We start from the raw sequence: 16,618 nt of genomic DNA on the forward strand, positions 1-16,618 counted from the left end.
GCTGGCAGCAGCCGAGCGCTTCGAAGGCGATCTGCTTCTGCAATGACGATAGGAGCAGGTTATAATGACGGCGTGATTTGATTAATGCCGATTTAGCTCATATTCATGCTCGATCGACTCATCTTGAAGGGATCGACATGTCACAAGGCATCGATTGGCTCAGTCGTCTACTCGAAATGATGCCGGTCACCGGCAAGCTGGAGCTTCACTGCCTTTACGGTGCACCTTGGCGGGTTGCCTATGAACAAGGCCCCGTCCAGGACATCGTTTATCACGTGATATTGAGCGGCGAGGCATGGCTGAATGATAGTGACGGCAACAGAGAACAACGTCTCACGCCCGGCGACATTCTGCTGGTTCCCGCTGGAGCGCCTCACGTTCTGACCGATGGCAGCGGCGCCGAGCCGGGGAAGGCGACGCAGAGGCAAGGGCTGAATGTGGTGATCAGCGAGAATGCCGGCCAAGGCGAACGGCTGGACATGCTTTGTGGCCGCTTCGTGCTTGCCTCACCGCATGACCGACTGCTGGGGACTTACCTGCGTTCCCGGATGGTCGTACGGGGAACGTCTAACTCAGCGACGTCACCACAATCCGTGACGCGCCGACAGATGGAGGCCCTGGTGGCGCTCATGCGGGCCGAGGCGAACGTCGAGGGGATTGGCGGTCAGGCGATGCTGAATGCGTTCTCAGCAGCGCTGTTCACGCTGGCGCTCCGGCTGGCAAGTCAATCCCATGACGCACCACTCGGGCTGGTCGCCCTCGCAAGCCATGTCAGGCTCGCTCCTGCGATCAACGCGATATTCTTCGAACCCGCCCGCCCATGGACGCTTTCGAAACTTGCAAGCCTCTGCAACTTGTCTCGTGCAAGTTTGGCGCGCTACTTCCAGAGCAGTTTGGGCCGCTCCGCTACCGACCTTCTCCAGGACGTTCGCATCACGCTCGCTGCGAATGCGCTGCGGGTGCAGACGACATCGACCGCTGCGGCAGCCGATCTGGCCGGTTATCGATCTGAAGCTGCCTTCCAGCGTGCCTTCAAGCAGCATCTGGGATTGACCCCGGCCCAATGGCGCGCCTCGCGGATGGCCAAAGAGACGGCGGACACGGACGATGCATCCGCCGCCGCCCCTCAACGAGGCCGGCATCAACGGCTTCGGAATGCGTCGAAAGAAGCCTGAACTTTTCCAGCATATTCCGAGGAATATCAGTCTCTCAGCGCCAACCGGCAGCCGCATGCCATTGACGCCCTTTGCGACGACGAGACACCTTTGGTCGAAGCGGCAACCACCTGTCCCGACTAAGAATTAACTGGCGCCAGCACGAAATCGTGCTCGACCTGCCAGAATTTCCCCTCGAAGCCGAGTTCCCTGGCGTGCGCGGGATCCTCAGTCAATCTGAAGTCGGCGAGAAGGCTCTCCTTTACGCCAAACACCGCGTCCGAACGGATATAGGGATCGTCGGGATCAAAGATGTGTGTGACGAGCTTCTCGAACCCTTCCGCCTTGATGATGTAGTGCAGATGCGCCGGCCTGTAGGGGTGACGGCCGAGCGCGCCCAGCATCTGCCCAACCGGTCCGTCATCGGGAATCGGATAATATTTGGGCTTGACCGCGCGGAACAAGTAGCGCCCGTCCTCACCCGTTCGGAAGACGCCGCGCAGATTGAAATCCGGCTGAATGCCCTGCTGCTGCACGTCATAGAAACCTTCGTCATTGGCCTGCCAGACATCGAGAACGGCGCCCGCGATCGGCTTGCCGTCGGTATCCAGTATGCGGCCGCTGATGACCATGTCTTCGCCCTTGTGGTCGAGGCAGATATTGGCGCCCATAGGCAATTTCGGCGCGTCGGCGACATGGAACGGGCCGAGCACGGTGCTTTCCGAGGCGCCGGTAGGTTTGCGATTGTTGATCGCGTCGACCAGCATCGAAACACCGAGCACGTCCGACAGCAGAATGAATTCCTGCCGCCAGTCGGTGCAGGTATGGCCGGTGCGCGTGAGGAAGAGGATCGCATCCATCCACTCCTCCTGCGTCGGCTCGAGTTCCTTCACCGCCTCATGGAGCTTGCGGGTGACGACCTCCATGATCTGCTTCAGCCGTTCGCTCTTTGCCCCCGCATTGCGGCTTATGACGACATCGACGGAATTTTCCTCGGTGAAATAACCGTTTTCTTCAGCACCCATAACGACCTCACCGATCCAGGATTGTTTTCAGCACGCGGCGCAGTTCTGCTTCCGGCTCGGAGGCCGCTACATGTGAACGCCAAGCGACATGATGGTCGGGACGAACGAGCAGGGCGCCGGAATCGCTGATCTCGCGGGCGCGTGCCCAGTCTCCCGTCAGGTCCTGCCAAATCTGGCGGGGACCGATCTTGTGCACAGTGATCGGCACTCCGAATTCCTTTGAAAGCGCCTTTGCTGCGGAAATCCAGCCGTCGCCACCGATCCCGGTCAGGATCGTGAAGAACCCGTGACCGGTGAGATCGAGACTGGAAACCTTTTCTCCCTGCGCCCCGAACAACCAGACATGCGGAAGCCGTGCACCTGGCCAGGTGGTCGGCTGGCAATGAAGTTCGGCATCCTTTTCGAAGGCGGGCTCCGCCTGCCCGTCCTTGACGACCGCGTTCGATGCATAGCGATGATTCATTTCGACGCCATGAGCGTCAAATTCATAGACCTTATAGGCAATGGCATCGCGGATTGCCGCGCGCTGGCGTTCGGCAGCCTCACCGTCATCACAACGTGCGTCCATGTTCTGCTGCATCTTGACGGGATCGACGGAATCCAGGAGGCCAAGCGCCTTGAAGATCGGACCGAATTCCTCGATCGACTTGTTGGCGCGAGTGACGATCTGTTTGGCGATCGGCGCGCGCTCGGCCTGATAGCTGTCGAGGAGGCCCATTCCGGCCTGTCCTCGGATCACCATGGCAAGCTTCCAGGCGAGATTGAACCCGTCCTGGATCGAGGTGTTGGAGCCCAGGCCATTCGATGGCGGATGACGGTGCACTGCGTCGCCCATGCAGAAGACCCGGCCGCTCGACAGGGTCGTCGCATACATGTTGTTGACCGTCCAGGTGGAGACCGACTTGATCTTTGGTTCAAGGTCGGGAACGCCGACCAGTTCACGCACAACCTTGGTTGCAAAGGCGTTGTCGACGGCAGGTGCCGGCTGGTTAATGTCATAGCCCCAGACGATCAACCACTCATTCCAGGGCCGCACCATGCGCACGAGGCCCATGCCGATACCGCCGACATCCGCGCCCGGCTGCAGTACCCAGTAGAGCACGGAAGGACGATGGGCGACATAACGCGACAGATCAGCCTCGAAGAGGATATTCATGGAACCGGCAACGCCCATGCGGCCCTCGAAGGACAGGCCGGCATGTTCGGCGACCTTCGAATTGCCGCCGTCTGCGCCGACGAGGAATTTCGAGCGGATCACCACTTCCTTGCCCGTCAGGCGGTCGAGGCAGGTCGTCGTGACTCCACCCGCGTCCTGGACGTGGCTCAAATATTCGGTCGACATGCGCGACTGGGCGCCGCGCGAGCAGGCCGTCTTGAAGAGCAGCGGCTCCATATAGGTCTGCGGCAGGTCGTTCATCCGCCCTGGCGAGGACAGGAGATGCTCGGCACGTGACAGTGGATGATTGCCCCAGCTCTGCATGCGGCCGATTTCCTCGCCGGCCACCGCCGTACAGAAGACGTTCTGGCCCATCAGGTCCTGTTCGGTCGCAAAGAGATATGCCTCATCTTCAACGTCCCGGCCGAGATCGCGCAGGACCTCCATCGTGCGCTGGTTGGTGATGTGCGCGCGTGGCGTATTGGCGAGCCAGCGATAGCGATTGATGATAAGCGGCTCCAGACCGTAGCTCGCAAGCAATGCGGCGGTCGCCGAACCCGCAGGTCCCGTGCCTATGATCAAGACGTCGGTGGTGATGTCAGCCATTCGGCCCTCCCTTTTCATTTGGTACAACAGGTCCGCCCCTGAGCAGGCGACGAACCGGAAAGAGTTCGAAGCCGGTACGGTCGGATATCAGCCCCCAGAGACCCCGGGGTGCAAACAGCATGGTGACGACGGCGAGTGCTCCAAGTGCCAAAAGGTACCAGGAGCCGTAGGCCGAAAAGGCGTTCTGCAGGAAGAAGAAGACCAGCACGCCAAGGATCGGCCCTTCGATCGTGCCGATGCCGCCGATGACCGTGATGAAGATGACGTAGGCCGTCCAGTCGGTCAGCGAGAAGGCGGCGTCGGGCGATATCCGCGCCTTCTGGAGATAGATGAGCGCGCCGATGATGCCGGTAATGAAGGCCGTGAGCAGATAGATCATCGTCTTCAACCGGCGTGCATCGACGCCGAGCGCACGCGCCGCCGTCTCGTTGTCGCGCACTGCGGCAAGCCCGAGACCCTGCCGGCTGCGCAACAGCTTGTAGACGATTGCAATTGTGATAGCCGTAACGATTAGCGCGAGCCAGAAGGACAGGGCGTCGGCTGCCGCTGCCGCACGCATGCCGAACCAGTCTTCAAGGAGGGAAATGCCGAGCATGTCGCGGGTCGCATCCCGCGGCAGCGATGTGCCGGTGCCGCCGCCGAGCGCCTTCCATTGGGCAAGCACCAGCCGCCCGACTTCGGCGATCACCCACGTTCCGATCGCAAAATAGGGACCGTAGAGGCGAAAGGCGAAGAACGCGGTTGGCACGGCGATGAGCATGGCCGAAACGCCGGCGAGCGGAATTGCGAATATCGGGTCGAGCCCGGCAAGAATGACAAGGCCGAAGAGAGCATAGGCGCCGCAACCGACAAAGAGCTGCTGGCCGACCGAAATCAGCCCCGCATAACCTGCAAGCAGGTTCCAGCTCTGCGCCAGCGTCAGCATCGTCAGAATGAAGAACAGATCCTGCACTACGCCGCGCGACAGCAAAAGCGGTGCGACCGCAAGGGCGGCGAACACAACCAGGCAGACGAATGAAAAGGCCCGCGACAGCCGTGTGCCTGTCTCGATCCGCCAGTCGGGGGATGCTTGACTACCGCTCGTCATCGTTTCCAAACCCGTGGTCATGGCGCGGCCTCAATCGACAGCGCGCGGAAAGAGGCCGCGCGGACGCAGGAGCAGGACGATCAGGAAGGCGAGATGCCCGGCAAGGATCTGCCATTCCGGATTGATGGCGGCGCCGATCGTCTGCGCCAGCCCGAGGATGATTCCGCCGGCAAGTGTGCCCCAGAGCGATCCGAGACCGCCGATGATCACCGCTTCGAAAGCATAGATCAGCCGCGCCGGCCCGGCTGTCGGATCGAAATTCGCCCGCATGCCGAGATAGAGTGCGGCGATGGTAACGATCATCATCGCCAGGCCCGTGGCGATGGCGAAGATCGAATTCGGGCGAATACCCATCAGGCCGGCGGTGACCACATCATCCGACGTCGCGCGGAAGGCGCGCCCAAGGGCCGTGCGATAGATGAGCTGGTTCAAGGCGACGATGACCACGACTGCCGAGCCGAAGGTCAGGAGCGGCATCAGGCCGGCATTGATGCTCCCCAGTTGCAGCGACGCCGTCTCCAGCGCGCCGGCGGAGATCCTTCTGCTGTCGGCCGTGAAGGCCTCTAGAAGGCCGTTCTGGATGACGATGGAGAGGCCAAAGGTCACAAGCAGTGGCGGCAGGACATCCTTGCCGAGCGTGCGGTTAAGAAGGTGGTATTGCAGCAGCCAGCCGATCGCAAACATCAGGGGTGCGGCAATCAGCGCCGCAACGAATGGATCGAGGCCGAGCGACGAAACGAGAAGCAGGATCAAGAACGCTGCCAGCACGATGAGGTCACCGTGGGCGAGATTGACAAGCCGCATGATCCCGAAGACCAGACTGAGGCCAGCCGCAAACAGCGCATAGAGCCCGCCAAGCAATACCCCTTGAAGAACCGTATCAAGCCAGTTCATCGCTCTCCGCTCCGAAATAGGCTGCATGGATTTCGGCCCTGTCGAGATCGGCAGGGCGCCCGGTGAGTGTGATCCGTCCCTCCATCATGCAATAGACACGATCGGCGACCTTCAGGGCCTGGGCGATGTCCTGCTCGACGACGACGATCGCCATCCCGGATGCACGAATACGAGTGAAGGCAGCGTAGATGTCCTTGATGACGACAGGCGCCAGGCCGAGGCTGAGCTCATCGCAGAGAAGGATTTCCGGGTTCGACATCAGGGCCCGGCCGATTGCCACCATCTGCTGTTGGCCGCCGGAAAGTGCTGTCGCCGGACTGCCGCGTCGCTCTTTCAGGACCGGAAACAGAGCGTAGACGCTTTCCAACGACCACGGTCCGGAGCGCTTGGAGCCATAGCCGCCGATCTGCAAATTCTCTTCCACCGTCAGCGAAGCGAAGAGCTTGCGCCCTTCCGGCACGAGAGCGATGCCGCGACCCACGACATCAAAGGCAGGCATTGCACCGATCGCCTCGCCCCGATGCAGGACCATGTCCGCCCGGTTCGCAATCACGCCAGCGATCGAGCGCATCAGCGTCGACTTTCCCGCTCCGTTGGCGCCGATGACGGCAATCGTCTCACCGGCATCGAGATCAATGTCGATGCCGAAAATAGCCTGGAAGTCGCCGTAAAAAGCCGTCAGGCCGCGGATCTCAAGAAGGCTTGCCATCAGACCTCCATACCGAGATAGATGGTGCGCACCTCGTCCGAAGCCATGATCGCCTCCGGCGCACCGATGCCGACGACCCGTCCGAAATTGAGGACCAGGATGCGCTCGGCAACCGCCGTCAGCGCATGCAGCACGTGCTCGATCCAGATGATGGTCATGCCGCGCTGATGAACGCGCCTGATCGTCGCGACCAGCTGCCGGCACTCGCCCTCCGTCAGGCCGCCGGCGATTTCGTCGAGGAGCAGAAGCTTCGGCTTGGTGGCAAGCGCGCGGGCGAGTTCCAGCCGTTTACGCTCCAAAAGGGTGAGCGATGCCGCCGGCCTGTTGGCTTTGGCAATCAGACCGGTCTCGACCAGAATATCGGCGCAGAAGCCTGCGACATCGGCTTCCCTCGCCCGGGTACCAAAAGCGCCTGCGACCAGAAGGTTTTCATAGACAGTCAGGCGCTCGAAAGGTTGCGGGATCTGGAAGGTGCGGCCCATGCCGGCAAGGCAGCGCTGCATCGGCGGCGCATGGGTAACGTCGCGGCCGTCGAAGCTGATAGCGCCGCCCGCAACGGACAGATTGCCGTTGATCAGATTGAAGAGCGTGGATTTGCCGGCGCCATTCGGTCCGATGACCCCGAGCGCCTCGCCAGGCTCGACCGAAAAGCTGATATCCTCTGCAACGACGAGCGCGCCGAAGGACTTCGAGACAGCATTAAGTTCCAGGATGGGCATCGGCCAATCTCCGCAAATATCCGCCCGGCCGCAGAGCCGGGCGGACGTGCACCCTACGCAAGGGCTTCGAGCTTGCCGCCGAGCGGCACGTTTGGTGCAAGGCCATTTTCGACGACGACGAGATCGTAGCCGCCGCCCGATTTCAGCCGCCACTGACCGCCGACCAGCGGCGTCTTGGCGACGTTTTTCTGAGCGAAGGGCGGAAGCTTCTCATTGCCCCAGGCAATCGGTCCGACCAGCGTATCGAGCTTGGTTTCCCCGATCGCCTTCGCCACCGCATCACCGTCGCTGACATCGCCGGCGCGCTTCATGACGTCGACGGCGAGTTCGAACAGGGCATGGGCAAAGCCGATCGGCTGCGTCCAGGGACGACCGGTGGATTTCGTGAAGGCGTCAGCAACGGCAGCCGTCGTCTCACCGGTCAGCGAGGATTTGAACGGATGGCTCGGTGTCCACCAGACTTCCGTCGACAGATTGTGGCCGGCATTGCCAAGCGCCTCGACGGTCTGCGGGAAAAGAAGCGCCTTGCCGATCGAGGCAATCTTCGGCTTCAGACCCTGCTGCTTGGCCTGGTTCCAGAAGGTGGTGAGGTCGGGCGGGATCATCACGCCTGTCAGGATTTCGGTTTGCGCCTGCTTGAAGGCGTTGATCTGTGCGGAGAAATCATCCGTCAGGTTCTGGTAGCGGCCGGTATCGGTCAAACCATAACCGAGCTTTTCGAGCACGGGCGGAAAGCCGACGACCTTGTCGCCCCAGGCATTGCCATCTCCGTCGTTCGGAAACAGCCCGCCGATCTTCTTGTTGGTTTCGATCTGGCCCCACATGCCGGTGAAGACGGCAATGATATCCTCCAGCCCCCAGAAGAAATGGTAGGCATAGTCGAAGGGCTTCCATGAGGCAGGGTCGCCCGGATTACCCTGCTGGCCGATAAACCAGGGCTGCCAGGGCGCAACCGTCGAAATGCAGGGCATGCCCTCGCCTTCGCAGGTCGTGGAAACCGGGTTGGTCGTCTCCGGCGTTGAGGATACCAGCATGAGGTTGATCTGGTCGTCGACGATCAGTTCCTTGGCAACTTCGGCGGCGCGGTTGGGGTTGGACTGGCTGTCCTTGATCACGACTTCATAGCTGAGGCCGAGCTTCTTGGTCGTTGCCAGGAAGGAATCGATGACGAACTTGTCAGCCTCGCCGAAAGCGGCAAGCGGACCGGTCTGCGGACTGACGTAACCAAGTTTGATAGCCGCCGTCTGGCCGATTGCTGGCGCAGCCAGGCCGGACGCAGCAAGCGCGGCTCCGCCGGCGGCCGTCGTCTTCAGAAAATCGCGTCTCGTAAACATGTATCCTCCCATTTTCCTCTCCTCCCAAAGAGCGCGTGATCCGGCAGATCTTCAATCTACCGGCCGGCGGCCTTCCCAGGCCTCCTGCAAGAGCGCCCGGATCGAATCCCGATCGATGGGGCGCGGGTTCCAGTAAGGATTTTCGACGGCGATCGATGCAGCGCGGTCGAGATCGGCCTGTGACAATCCGAATTCCTTGAGCGACAAAGGTGCGCCGATCGCTTTGGCAAAATCCCAAAGCCCGCCGCCGATCGAACCGCCAAAGATGTCGGCTGCCGTAGCAAGTTCCGATGCTGCCGCCTTGGCGTTGAACGCGGCCGTATGCGGTAGCATCACCGCATGGGTTTCAGCATGCGGGGTTTCAAAAGAACCGCCCAGCGTGTGGCAAATTTTGTGATGCAACGCCATGCCGACAGTGCCGAGCACCGTGCCGCAGAGCCAGGCGCCATAGAGCGCTTCATTTCGGGCGCCCGCGTCATCGGGCCTTTCGACGATTACGGGCAGGCTGCGGGAAAAGGCGCGTAGGCCCTCAAGGGCCATCAGGGTCGAAATCGGATTGCGATCGCGCGCATAGAGACCCTCGACGGCATGCGCCATGGCATTGAGCCCGCTCGTCACGCTCATCGAAACGGGCAGTCCCAGGGTCAACGCCGGATCGTAGATGACGATTTCCGGCAGGATCCGTGCGTCGCGAACAGTCGTCTTGCGACCGCCTTCCGTCTGGCCAAGAATGGGGGTGACTTCCGAGCCGGCATAGGTGGTTGGCACGACGATCTGCGGAAGGTCGGTGCGATAGGCAATCGCCTTGCCGAGCCCCGTCGTCGATCCTCCGCCGAGCGAGACCACACAATCCGTCCTGGTTTCGGCCACGACCTTCATCGCGGCCTCGGTCACGTCGACGGGCGTGTGCATGACTGCGCCGGCAAAGACGCCACAGGCAAGCGGGCCAATGTCGCGGGCCAGTGCTTCGGCATCGGCCCCCTGATGCGGCGTCGAAAGGACCAGTGCCCGCTTGCAGCCGGCATTGGCAATCCATTCAGCCAGTTTGTTTTTACTGCCCGTACCGAAGACGATCTGCGCAGGACTGCCCGCATAGGAGAATGGGCCGATCATGCCGCCCTCCCCGGTTTTGCCCGGACCATGACGAAGGTAAGTTTGACTGCCTTTGCGCTGCGACCGTCGACCTCGTGGGGATCGAAAGAGGTGACGAGTTCGGGCCGCACGCCAAACAGCGCGTCTTGGTGCAGATGCGGATCACTCGCGTCGTAGACATGCGTCGTAATCGTCTCGAAGCCTTTCGCACGCACAACGAAATGCAGATGCGCCGGCCGGCGCAACGGATAACCGGCCGCAGACAGCAGCCCGCCGACAGGACCGTCGGCCGGCACGCCGTAGCCGGACGGAACAACGGAGCGATAGGAAAAACACCCCTGCGCATCGGTTCTGAACAGGCCGCGCAGATTATGTTCCGGCTGGAGATCCGGCTGCTGGTTCTCGTAGAAGCCCTCTGCATTGGCCTGCCAGGTCACCACCTCAGCATCTGCGACCGGGAGGCCGTCGAGATCCTGGACACAAACCGAGACCAACAGCGGTTCGCCGATGCCATCGAGCGAGATCGACGAAGCCGAAGCACGTTCCGGCGCATCGGCGCGGAAGAACGGCCCGCGGATGGTATTGGGCGTCGCCCCCTTAGGCCGGCGCGAATTGATATCTTCTACGAGTGCCGAAGCGCCGACCAGATCGGACAGGAGGACCCATTCCTGCCGGCGCTCGTCCGAGGCATGACCGACCTCCGTCAGGAAGGCGATGAACCTTCGCCACTCGTCCTGGGTCGGCCGAAATTGTTTGATGAGGTCGTGCACATGGGTCACGGCAGCGGCGAGCAGTTCGACCAGCCTGTCGTCCCGACCGGAAGAAAAGCGCTCGGCGAAGGCTTCGGACGAAGTAGCCTCGCTGAATGTCAGCGGTTGAGAGCGCCCCGCCATGCCAATCCTCCCGACTTGCTCTGCGACAGTATCGGGAGAATAGCAGGTGGAGACACATCGATTGATGATTTTGTTGGAAGATAATATAACAGATCGTTATGAAGATCGATGAGCGTCACCTGATCCAGCTCGCGGCCGTCGTCAAGACCGGCGGCGTTACCGAAGGCGCGGCTTTGCTGGGGCTCGCGCAACCTGCCGTCTCGCGCACCTTGTCGATGCTGGAGAAACGCCTGGGCGAGCCGCTGTTCGTCAAGGGCCGTCGCCCGCTGCAGCCGACAGCTTTTGGTCTCGCTCTCGCCGAGCACGGTTTCGTCATGCTGGCGTCCTCACGCAAGGCCTCCGATCTCGTCGAGAGTTTCAGGGTCGGCAAGAGCGGCGTCGTGCGCGTAGGCGGCACGCCCTTTTTCATGGACGGACTGATTGCCGGCATCTGTGCGGAGTTTCAGTCGAGCCACCCCGATGTACGCATCGACCAGAGCTACGGTTACTTCCCGGATCTCAGGGCGGCGTTGAAGGCCGACCAGATCGACCTTGCTATCTGTCCGATCGATATTCTCGACGAAGGGTCGGGGCTCGAGTTTCAGCAGATTCTTCCCGGCCGCAACGTTGTCGCCTGCCGGGTCACGCATCCCCTGCTCTTGAAGCGGCGGCCGCAGCCAAGCCATCTTCTCGAATATCCGTGGGTCGCACCGCCACCGGGCAGCCCCTTGCTCGCGGATTTGCGCGCGCTGCTTCTCTCATTCGGGGCAACCGAGCTCAAGATCCGCTATTCGGGCGGTTCGCTGATGGCAGTGATCAACTATCTGAAAATGGCCGATGCGCTGACGATCATGCCCCATAGCGTCGTCTTTGCGCAGCGCAGGGACAAATCGATCACGGCACTGCCCATCACTATTCCGCATCCCGAACGAGCGTTGGCGATCCTCAGCCGTGTCGATGCGCCCCGTTCGCCCGCCGTCGACCAGTTTGCCACATTTGTCCGCTCCGGCTTCGAAAGTCTGAGGCACCTCATCAAACGCCACGAGGAGGCGGTCGTATGGGGTCTTTGATATGCCAGTCGCTCCGATCGTGACGCGTCAAAGCGTTTCGAACGACAGCGAAACTGGTTCACAGACTTTCGATGTTATGACCGCCCTGTCGGACTGGTCCCAAAACTCTCGCGAAACCGGCGGGAAAAGTGTGAACGCGACACGTAACCCGCAGCCTCGGCGGCGGCGATTGCCGTCGCGCCGGACGTGATTGCATGTTGCGCTGCCCTTAGACGCTCGCGCCGCAAGATTGCACGGAAGGAGGTGCCGTCCGTGGCCAATCGACGTCGCAGCGTGGACGCTCCAATTCCAAGTTTTTCTGCAACATCAGAAACGTTCCAGGGCTCTGAAGGAGCAGTTGCGATCAGCCAGGCGATATCGTCCGACAGGCTTTGTCTGAAGAGCGGTCGGGCCTCGGCAAGCGGCCGCAATAGCGCCAGAACTTCTGTCAGCCTCAGCCGCTTGATCGTTTCGCCAACGCTGACATCGGCGATCGTGGATGCTGCATGGCAAATCGTCTCGACGAGATCGATGCTCAGCGGCACTGCATCGAGATCGGCGGCACGACCGGCGCGCTCTGCAACGGAAAGCGGTGGAATGCCCACCGGCAGGGACGGCACGTCGAGCCGCAACGCTGCATAGACGCCCGTCTTGTCGTCCGGAATGTTGACCACGTCCATCGCTACACCGCCGGGCAACACGAAGAGCGAGCCGGCTGGGAAGGACCGGGTGCGATCGCCAAGCCACACGTCCTTTTGGCCGTGAAGCACGATGCAGATCATGGGACAATCAAGTCGAAGAGCGGCCAGCCGTTCGCGGTCGAAGCAGCAATAGGCGAACAGTTGCTCGCCATAAGGATGCATCCCTACGTCGAGCTTCCCCGCCACCATGGGGCGGAGTCGATCGAGCAGGCGGCGGGAAAGCTCGGAACGTCGGTCGCGGATCATCATGTTCATAAGCGCAATGTATGAGAAGGCGCGGCAAGAAAAAATACCGCGGGTGAGCGTTTCGGGCTCAAGTGACCACAAATCTGGCGCACGGCCTGCGAGGAAGGGCGGCATAAGAAAGGTCTTCAACACAAGGAGACCTTTATGAAGACCTTCAAATTTGCGCTTGCAATCGGAGCAACGGTCGCATCGCTATCTTTCGCCTCCACTCCGACACGCGCGGCTCCAGACCTTGAACTTTGGCGTCTCGATTGTGGCGACGTCATCGTCAAGGATCTGTCGATGTTTTCGGACACGTTCGCCTTTGCCGGCAAGAAGGGCGTGCTGACCGACAGCTGCTACGTGATCCGCCACGGTGGCGATTACCTGCTTTGGGACACAGGGCTTCCTGCCGGCCTCATCGGCAAGGCACCCGATCAGGATGCGCCGATCGGCGTCTCGCTCAAAACCGACATCCCGACACAGTTGAAACAGATCGGCATCAAACCGGAGCAGATCGCCACCATCGGTATCAGCCACAACCATTTCGACCATCTCGGGCAGGCCGCGACCTTTTCGAAAGCAACGCTCATGATTGGGGCTGCCGACTGGCAGACTTTTCATGACAACCCCCTACCCTTCGCGGTTGTACCGGATCTCGTCAAACCCTGGCTTGATGGCAAGGCGAAACTCGACCTCGTGACCGGTGACCGCGACGTCTTCGGCGACGGTAGCGTGATAATGCTATCGATGCCTGGCCATACCAAAGGGGAAGCCGCCCTCCTGGTAAAGCTTGCGAAGAGGGGACCGGTCCTGCTTTCCGGCGATGTCGTGCACTTCGCGGACAATCTGGCCACTCATGGCGTGCCGGGTTTCAATGAAAACCGGGCAGATACACTTGCATCGATGGAACGCCTCGAGGCGGTTGCCGCCGGGCTGAATGCCACGCTCGTCATCCAGCACGATCCCACCCATATCTCGCGCCTGCCGGTCTTCCCCGAAAGCGCAAGGTAAGAGACACAGTCGCCATTGGGCTGTGGTTACAATTGCCACCGGCATGAGATGCCGGTGGCAGCAACGGGTCAGGTCGCCACATCATTCCCTCGACAACCGGAGGCCGACCACCAAACGGCAATTCGGAAAAGGCTAATCACATCGAGGCATTGCCAACTTATCCACAGTTTCGCTTCCGAAATAATTGCCCAAAAAAGCCCGCACTAGCGGGATTCTATGCGGCAGACGGTAGAGCTAATCCGATCGATCGAATTGCGGCCGCCAAGGCGCGGGGTTCTAATCGGATCGTCACGGTGAAGGGCATAGATGAGACAGGCACCGGGGCTGGGGCTCGTCTTCGTGCTGGGTGGCGAGCCCCAATATTCTCGTCGCACTCATGACGAGGCTGCGTCAGAAAAGACTGCGTTGGGGGCTTGAAGGACGAACATCAGAAGGTCCGCCAATGCCGACAACCTTGCTCGATTTCGATGACCCGAATAGTCTTGATATTGTCTGCGATGTCATCTTGGCGGACTGGTTCAACGCGGGAATAGACACGTTCGATATCAGAGACTTTCGCGGTGAATTGGAACAATACTATATAGAGGCCGGCAGACCCGTCCCAGCGGAGATCGCGGACCCTACAAAGCTTGTTCCAACCCTCCGATTGCTGCAGGCGCGCATGCACATTGTGAAGCCGACACGGATCACCGGTATCGAATGGCAGTTCTTGCGCAATGGTGACCCCATCAAACGCAATGGCAGAAACTTCTGAACGGAATGAACATCAGTATCGAGGTTCTTGACCCTGATGAGTTCCAGCCATACCTCGCGACGATCCCCTCATGTTCTCTTCCGATGCCGGAAGCGGCGCTGCGTGCCGCAGAAGGAAAGTGGGGCCTAAATCCGGCGTCTCCTCTTATGTGGCCTGTCCTGACTGATGCTGAAGCATTTGTTCGCGAGCGCTTCTAGCCGCCAGGGACAACGCCTCCCCGATCTTTTCGGGGCTTGCGGGTTTACTGATGACGGGCCGCCCATCTGTCTGCTCGATGAGATCGGGATTGGCCGTGAAATAGGCGACGCCCAGTCCGAATCCAGCAAAAAGCGCACGAGCGATGGAAGGGCCTGTAAGACCATCGCCAAGTCGAACATCGACGAGTGCGACATCCGCCTCCGGTCCAAGCTCCACGGCTTCGGACATGTTTGTTGCAATACCGGCGATCTCAAAGCCGGCGGCGATTGCGACGTCCTCAATTGCGAGAGCAATTCCCGGTTCGTCTTCGACGATGAGCAAGCGCATGGTTCCTCCTAAAGGTGGTTCAAGTACTTATCGGCGGCGCACGAGGACGCTGCTAGACCGGATGATCCGGTCGAGCCTCGGGACCGCTTGATCTGAAGCAAAGGCCCTGCCCTGCTGGCGAGATTGGCGTCAATGCGCGAGATCAAGAATAGGACACTGCAGCCATCGCAGAATTCGGTTCCTGTCTCTTGGCGTCGCCAACCGCTAAACCGCTCGGTTCTTAAGCAGTTCCACATATAGGACTTCAGTCTCAGGCCCTATCCGACCAAAGTCCCCGGTGATGAGGTCAATCAAAAAATCCAATAGCATTGACTAATTGATTAGCGGATGCTATTGGGTTTTCATGTTCGAAGCCGAAACCATAACCACTGTCATGCGTGCGCTGGCCGATCCCACGCGGCGGTCCGTGTTCGAGCGTATCGTCAATGCCGAGGAGATAACGGTGGTCGAGCTGACCCGAGGCAGCAATGTCACGCAGGGCGCGATCTCTCAGCATCTCAAATCACTGAAGCAGGCTGGCCTTGTCAGCGAACGCCCGGAGGGCCGCAATGTCTATTACCGCGCGGAGCCTGCCGGTCTCGAGCCGCTGGCCGACTGGATGACCCATTACGGCATCTTCTGGCGTGAACGCTTCACCGATCTCAGAAAGCTCCTGAAGGAAATCGACCCATGAACCAAGCCATGAACCCCGGGAGGCACGCCTCCGACACGCAGGCCATCGTCGTGGACGAAGTCTTCCCGCACGCGCCTGATATCATCTGGAAAGCGCTGACCAGCGGCGAGTTGATCGGCCGGTGGCTGATGGCGCCCGATGGATTTGTGCCCGTCACCGGCAATCGTTTCACCTTTCAGACCAAACCGGCCGGCAAATGGGACGGAACCATTCATTGCGAGGTGCTGGAGGTCGTGCCGAACGAGCGATTGTCCTATGCATGGAAGGGCGGCCATAAGAGCAATGATGACGGATATGGTTCGAAGCTGGAGACGGTGGTGACCTTCACCCTCGCCCAGGCGGAAACCGGCACGCGCCTGCGGCTCGTCCATTCCGGCTTCGTTCTGCCGCGGAACGATATTGCCTACCGCAACATGAGCGAAGGCTGGAAGAAGGTCGTCGAGCGGCTGGATACCGTCGTTGCTGAAGAGGCGACTTCGCAGGGGCTGGATTGAGGCAAGGAGAGAGCGATATGACGAAGTCCTATAACGGTGGCTGCGCCTGTGGCGCGATCCGCTACGAAATATCGGGTGAACCCGCCGTGATGGTCGATTGCCAGTGCCGACAATGCCAGCGCTCCAGCGGTACCGGACATCAATCGCATCTGACCTTCATTGCAGCCGAAGTGAAGGTCGACGGAGAAGCATCCGTATATCAGACCGTCGGCGAAGGCGGAACGGTCAAGCAGCGCGGCTTCTGCCCGACATGTGGATCGGCCGTTTTCATGACATTCCCCGAAATGCCTGAAGTCTACATCGTCACGCCGGCAAGCCTTGACGATCCAAGCCGATATCAGCCGCAATTGGTATCCTGGACCGCAGCCGGATACGCTTGGGACCACCTCGATCCGGCCGTCCCAAAATTCGAGAAGATGCCGCCGGCCTGAGCACTGGACATGACGCCCTTCTTTCAATGAAAGCAGCACAATCGCGGACCGATTGATCGGACTGCCGGACCTCTCAGCCGTGATGCGGACATTCAACCGGCAGA

General features: G+C 60.5%; 18 protein-coding genes. 7 read left to right on the forward strand and 11 right to left on the reverse strand.

Annotated elements, in window-relative coordinates; translation table 11 throughout:
* Window positions 1-137 precede the first annotated feature (137 nt).
* Entirely contained in the window at window positions 138-1,175 is a 1,038-nt protein-coding gene (locus LVY75_04005; protein XAZ21126.1) for an AraC family transcriptional regulator, read from the forward strand.
* Window positions 1,176-1,294: 119 nt separating this feature from the next.
* On the opposite strand, the gene LVY75_04010 is transcribed toward LVY75_04005, so the two are convergent.
* Genes LVY75_04010 through LVY75_04050 form a run of 9 tightly spaced genes read right to left on the reverse strand, consistent with a single transcriptional unit; the run spans window position 1,295 to window position 10,669 of the window.
* Window positions 1,295-2,179 carry an intradiol ring-cleavage dioxygenase gene (locus tag LVY75_04010; protein ID XAZ21127.1) on the reverse strand — a complete coding sequence of 295 codons (885 nt, stop codon included), beginning with the start codon at window positions 2,177-2,179 and terminating at the stop codon, window positions 1,295-1,297.
* Between the two features lie 7 nt (window positions 2,180-2,186).
* Complete coding sequence (locus tag LVY75_04015; GenBank protein XAZ21128.1) at window positions 2,187-3,941, reverse strand: FAD-dependent monooxygenase; 1,755 nt, start codon at window positions 3,939-3,941, stop codon at window positions 2,187-2,189.
* On the reverse strand, window positions 3,934-5,049 hold the full coding sequence (locus LVY75_04020; GenBank protein ID XAZ21129.1) for a branched-chain amino acid ABC transporter permease: 1,116 nt from the start codon (window positions 5,047-5,049) through the stop codon (window positions 3,934-3,936). The genes LVY75_04015 and LVY75_04020 overlap by 8 nt, the downstream gene beginning before the upstream one ends.
* Before the next feature lie 9 nt (window positions 5,050-5,058).
* Window positions 5,059-5,922 carry a branched-chain amino acid ABC transporter permease gene (locus LVY75_04025; protein ID XAZ21130.1) on the reverse strand — a complete coding sequence of 288 codons (864 nt, stop codon included), beginning with the start codon at window positions 5,920-5,922 and terminating at the stop codon, window positions 5,059-5,061.
* Window positions 5,909-6,631: an ABC transporter ATP-binding protein gene (locus LVY75_04030; protein ID XAZ21131.1), complete on the reverse strand. Its 723-nt coding sequence runs from the start codon at window positions 6,629-6,631 to the stop codon at window positions 5,909-5,911. Before LVY75_04030 ends, LVY75_04025 begins: the two co-directional genes overlap by 14 nt.
* Entirely contained in the window at window positions 6,631-7,350 is a 720-nt protein-coding gene (locus LVY75_04035; protein XAZ21132.1) for an ABC transporter ATP-binding protein, read from the reverse strand. The genes LVY75_04030 and LVY75_04035 overlap by 1 nt, the downstream gene beginning before the upstream one ends.
* 53 nt (window positions 7,351-7,403) lie before the next feature.
* The gene (locus LVY75_04040; GenBank protein XAZ21133.1) at window positions 7,404-8,684 is read right to left on the reverse strand and encodes an ABC transporter substrate-binding protein; all 1,281 of its coding nucleotides are present in this window, start codon (window positions 8,682-8,684) and stop codon (window positions 7,404-7,406) included.
* A 51-nt stretch (window positions 8,685-8,735) separates the two neighbouring features.
* A complete protein-coding gene (locus LVY75_04045) occupies window positions 8,736-9,797 on the reverse strand; it encodes a maleylacetate reductase (GenBank protein ID XAZ21134.1) in 1,062 nt (353 codons plus the stop codon).
* Window positions 9,794-10,669 (reverse strand): 6-chlorohydroxyquinol-1,2-dioxygenase, encoded by an 876-nt coding sequence (locus LVY75_04050; GenBank protein XAZ21135.1) that lies wholly within the window; start codon window positions 10,667-10,669, stop codon window positions 9,794-9,796. Before LVY75_04050 ends, LVY75_04045 begins: the two co-directional genes overlap by 4 nt.
* Before the next feature lie 98 nt (window positions 10,670-10,767).
* Here LVY75_04050 and LVY75_04055 point away from each other — a divergent pair, with 98 nt between their 5' ends.
* Window positions 10,768-11,718, forward strand: coding sequence for a LysR family transcriptional regulator (locus LVY75_04055; protein XAZ21136.1), 951 nt, complete (start codon window positions 10,768-10,770; stop codon window positions 11,716-11,718).
* A 74-nt stretch (window positions 11,719-11,792) separates the two neighbouring features.
* On the opposite strand, the gene LVY75_04060 is transcribed toward LVY75_04055, so the two are convergent.
* The gene (locus LVY75_04060) at window positions 11,793-12,653 is read right to left on the reverse strand and encodes a helix-turn-helix domain-containing protein (GenBank protein XAZ21137.1); all 861 of its coding nucleotides are present in this window, start codon (window positions 12,651-12,653) and stop codon (window positions 11,793-11,795) included.
* Window positions 12,654-12,788: 135 nt separating this feature from the next.
* On the opposite strand from LVY75_04060, the gene LVY75_04065 reads away from it, so the two are divergent.
* Entirely contained in the window at window positions 12,789-13,637 is an 849-nt protein-coding gene (locus LVY75_04065) for an N-acyl homoserine lactonase family protein (GenBank protein ID XAZ21138.1), read from the forward strand.
* A 442-nt stretch (window positions 13,638-14,079) separates the two neighbouring features.
* Window positions 14,080-14,391, forward strand: a complete 312-nt coding sequence (locus LVY75_04070; protein ID XAZ21139.1) for a hypothetical protein — start codon at window positions 14,080-14,082, stop codon at window positions 14,389-14,391.
* Window positions 14,392-14,535: 144 nt separating this feature from the next.
* On the opposite strand, the gene LVY75_04075 is transcribed toward LVY75_04070, so the two are convergent.
* Complete coding sequence (locus LVY75_04075) at window positions 14,536-14,916, reverse strand: response regulator (GenBank protein ID XAZ21140.1); 381 nt, start codon at window positions 14,914-14,916, stop codon at window positions 14,536-14,538.
* Window positions 14,917-15,259: 343 nt separating this feature from the next.
* Between LVY75_04075 and LVY75_04080 the strand changes: the two genes are divergently transcribed.
* Genes LVY75_04080 through LVY75_04090 form a run of 3 tightly spaced genes read left to right on the forward strand, consistent with a single transcriptional unit; the run spans window position 15,260 to window position 16,514 of the window.
* The gene (locus tag LVY75_04080) at window positions 15,260-15,589 is read left to right on the forward strand and encodes a metalloregulator ArsR/SmtB family transcription factor (GenBank protein ID XAZ21141.1); all 330 of its coding nucleotides are present in this window, start codon (window positions 15,260-15,262) and stop codon (window positions 15,587-15,589) included.
* Window positions 15,586-16,083: an SRPBCC domain-containing protein gene (locus LVY75_04085; GenBank protein ID XAZ21142.1), complete on the forward strand. Its 498-nt coding sequence runs from the start codon at window positions 15,586-15,588 to the stop codon at window positions 16,081-16,083. The genes LVY75_04080 and LVY75_04085 overlap by 4 nt, the downstream gene beginning before the upstream one ends.
* 17 nt (window positions 16,084-16,100) lie before the next feature.
* A complete protein-coding gene (locus LVY75_04090) occupies window positions 16,101-16,514 on the forward strand; it encodes a GFA family protein (GenBank protein ID XAZ21143.1) in 414 nt (137 codons plus the stop codon).
* Window positions 16,515-16,618: the final 104 nt, after the last annotated feature.

The sequence above is a fragment of the Sinorhizobium sp. B11 genome, assembly GCA_039725955.1.
GTDB lineage: Bacteria > Pseudomonadota > Alphaproteobacteria > Rhizobiales > Rhizobiaceae > Rhizobium.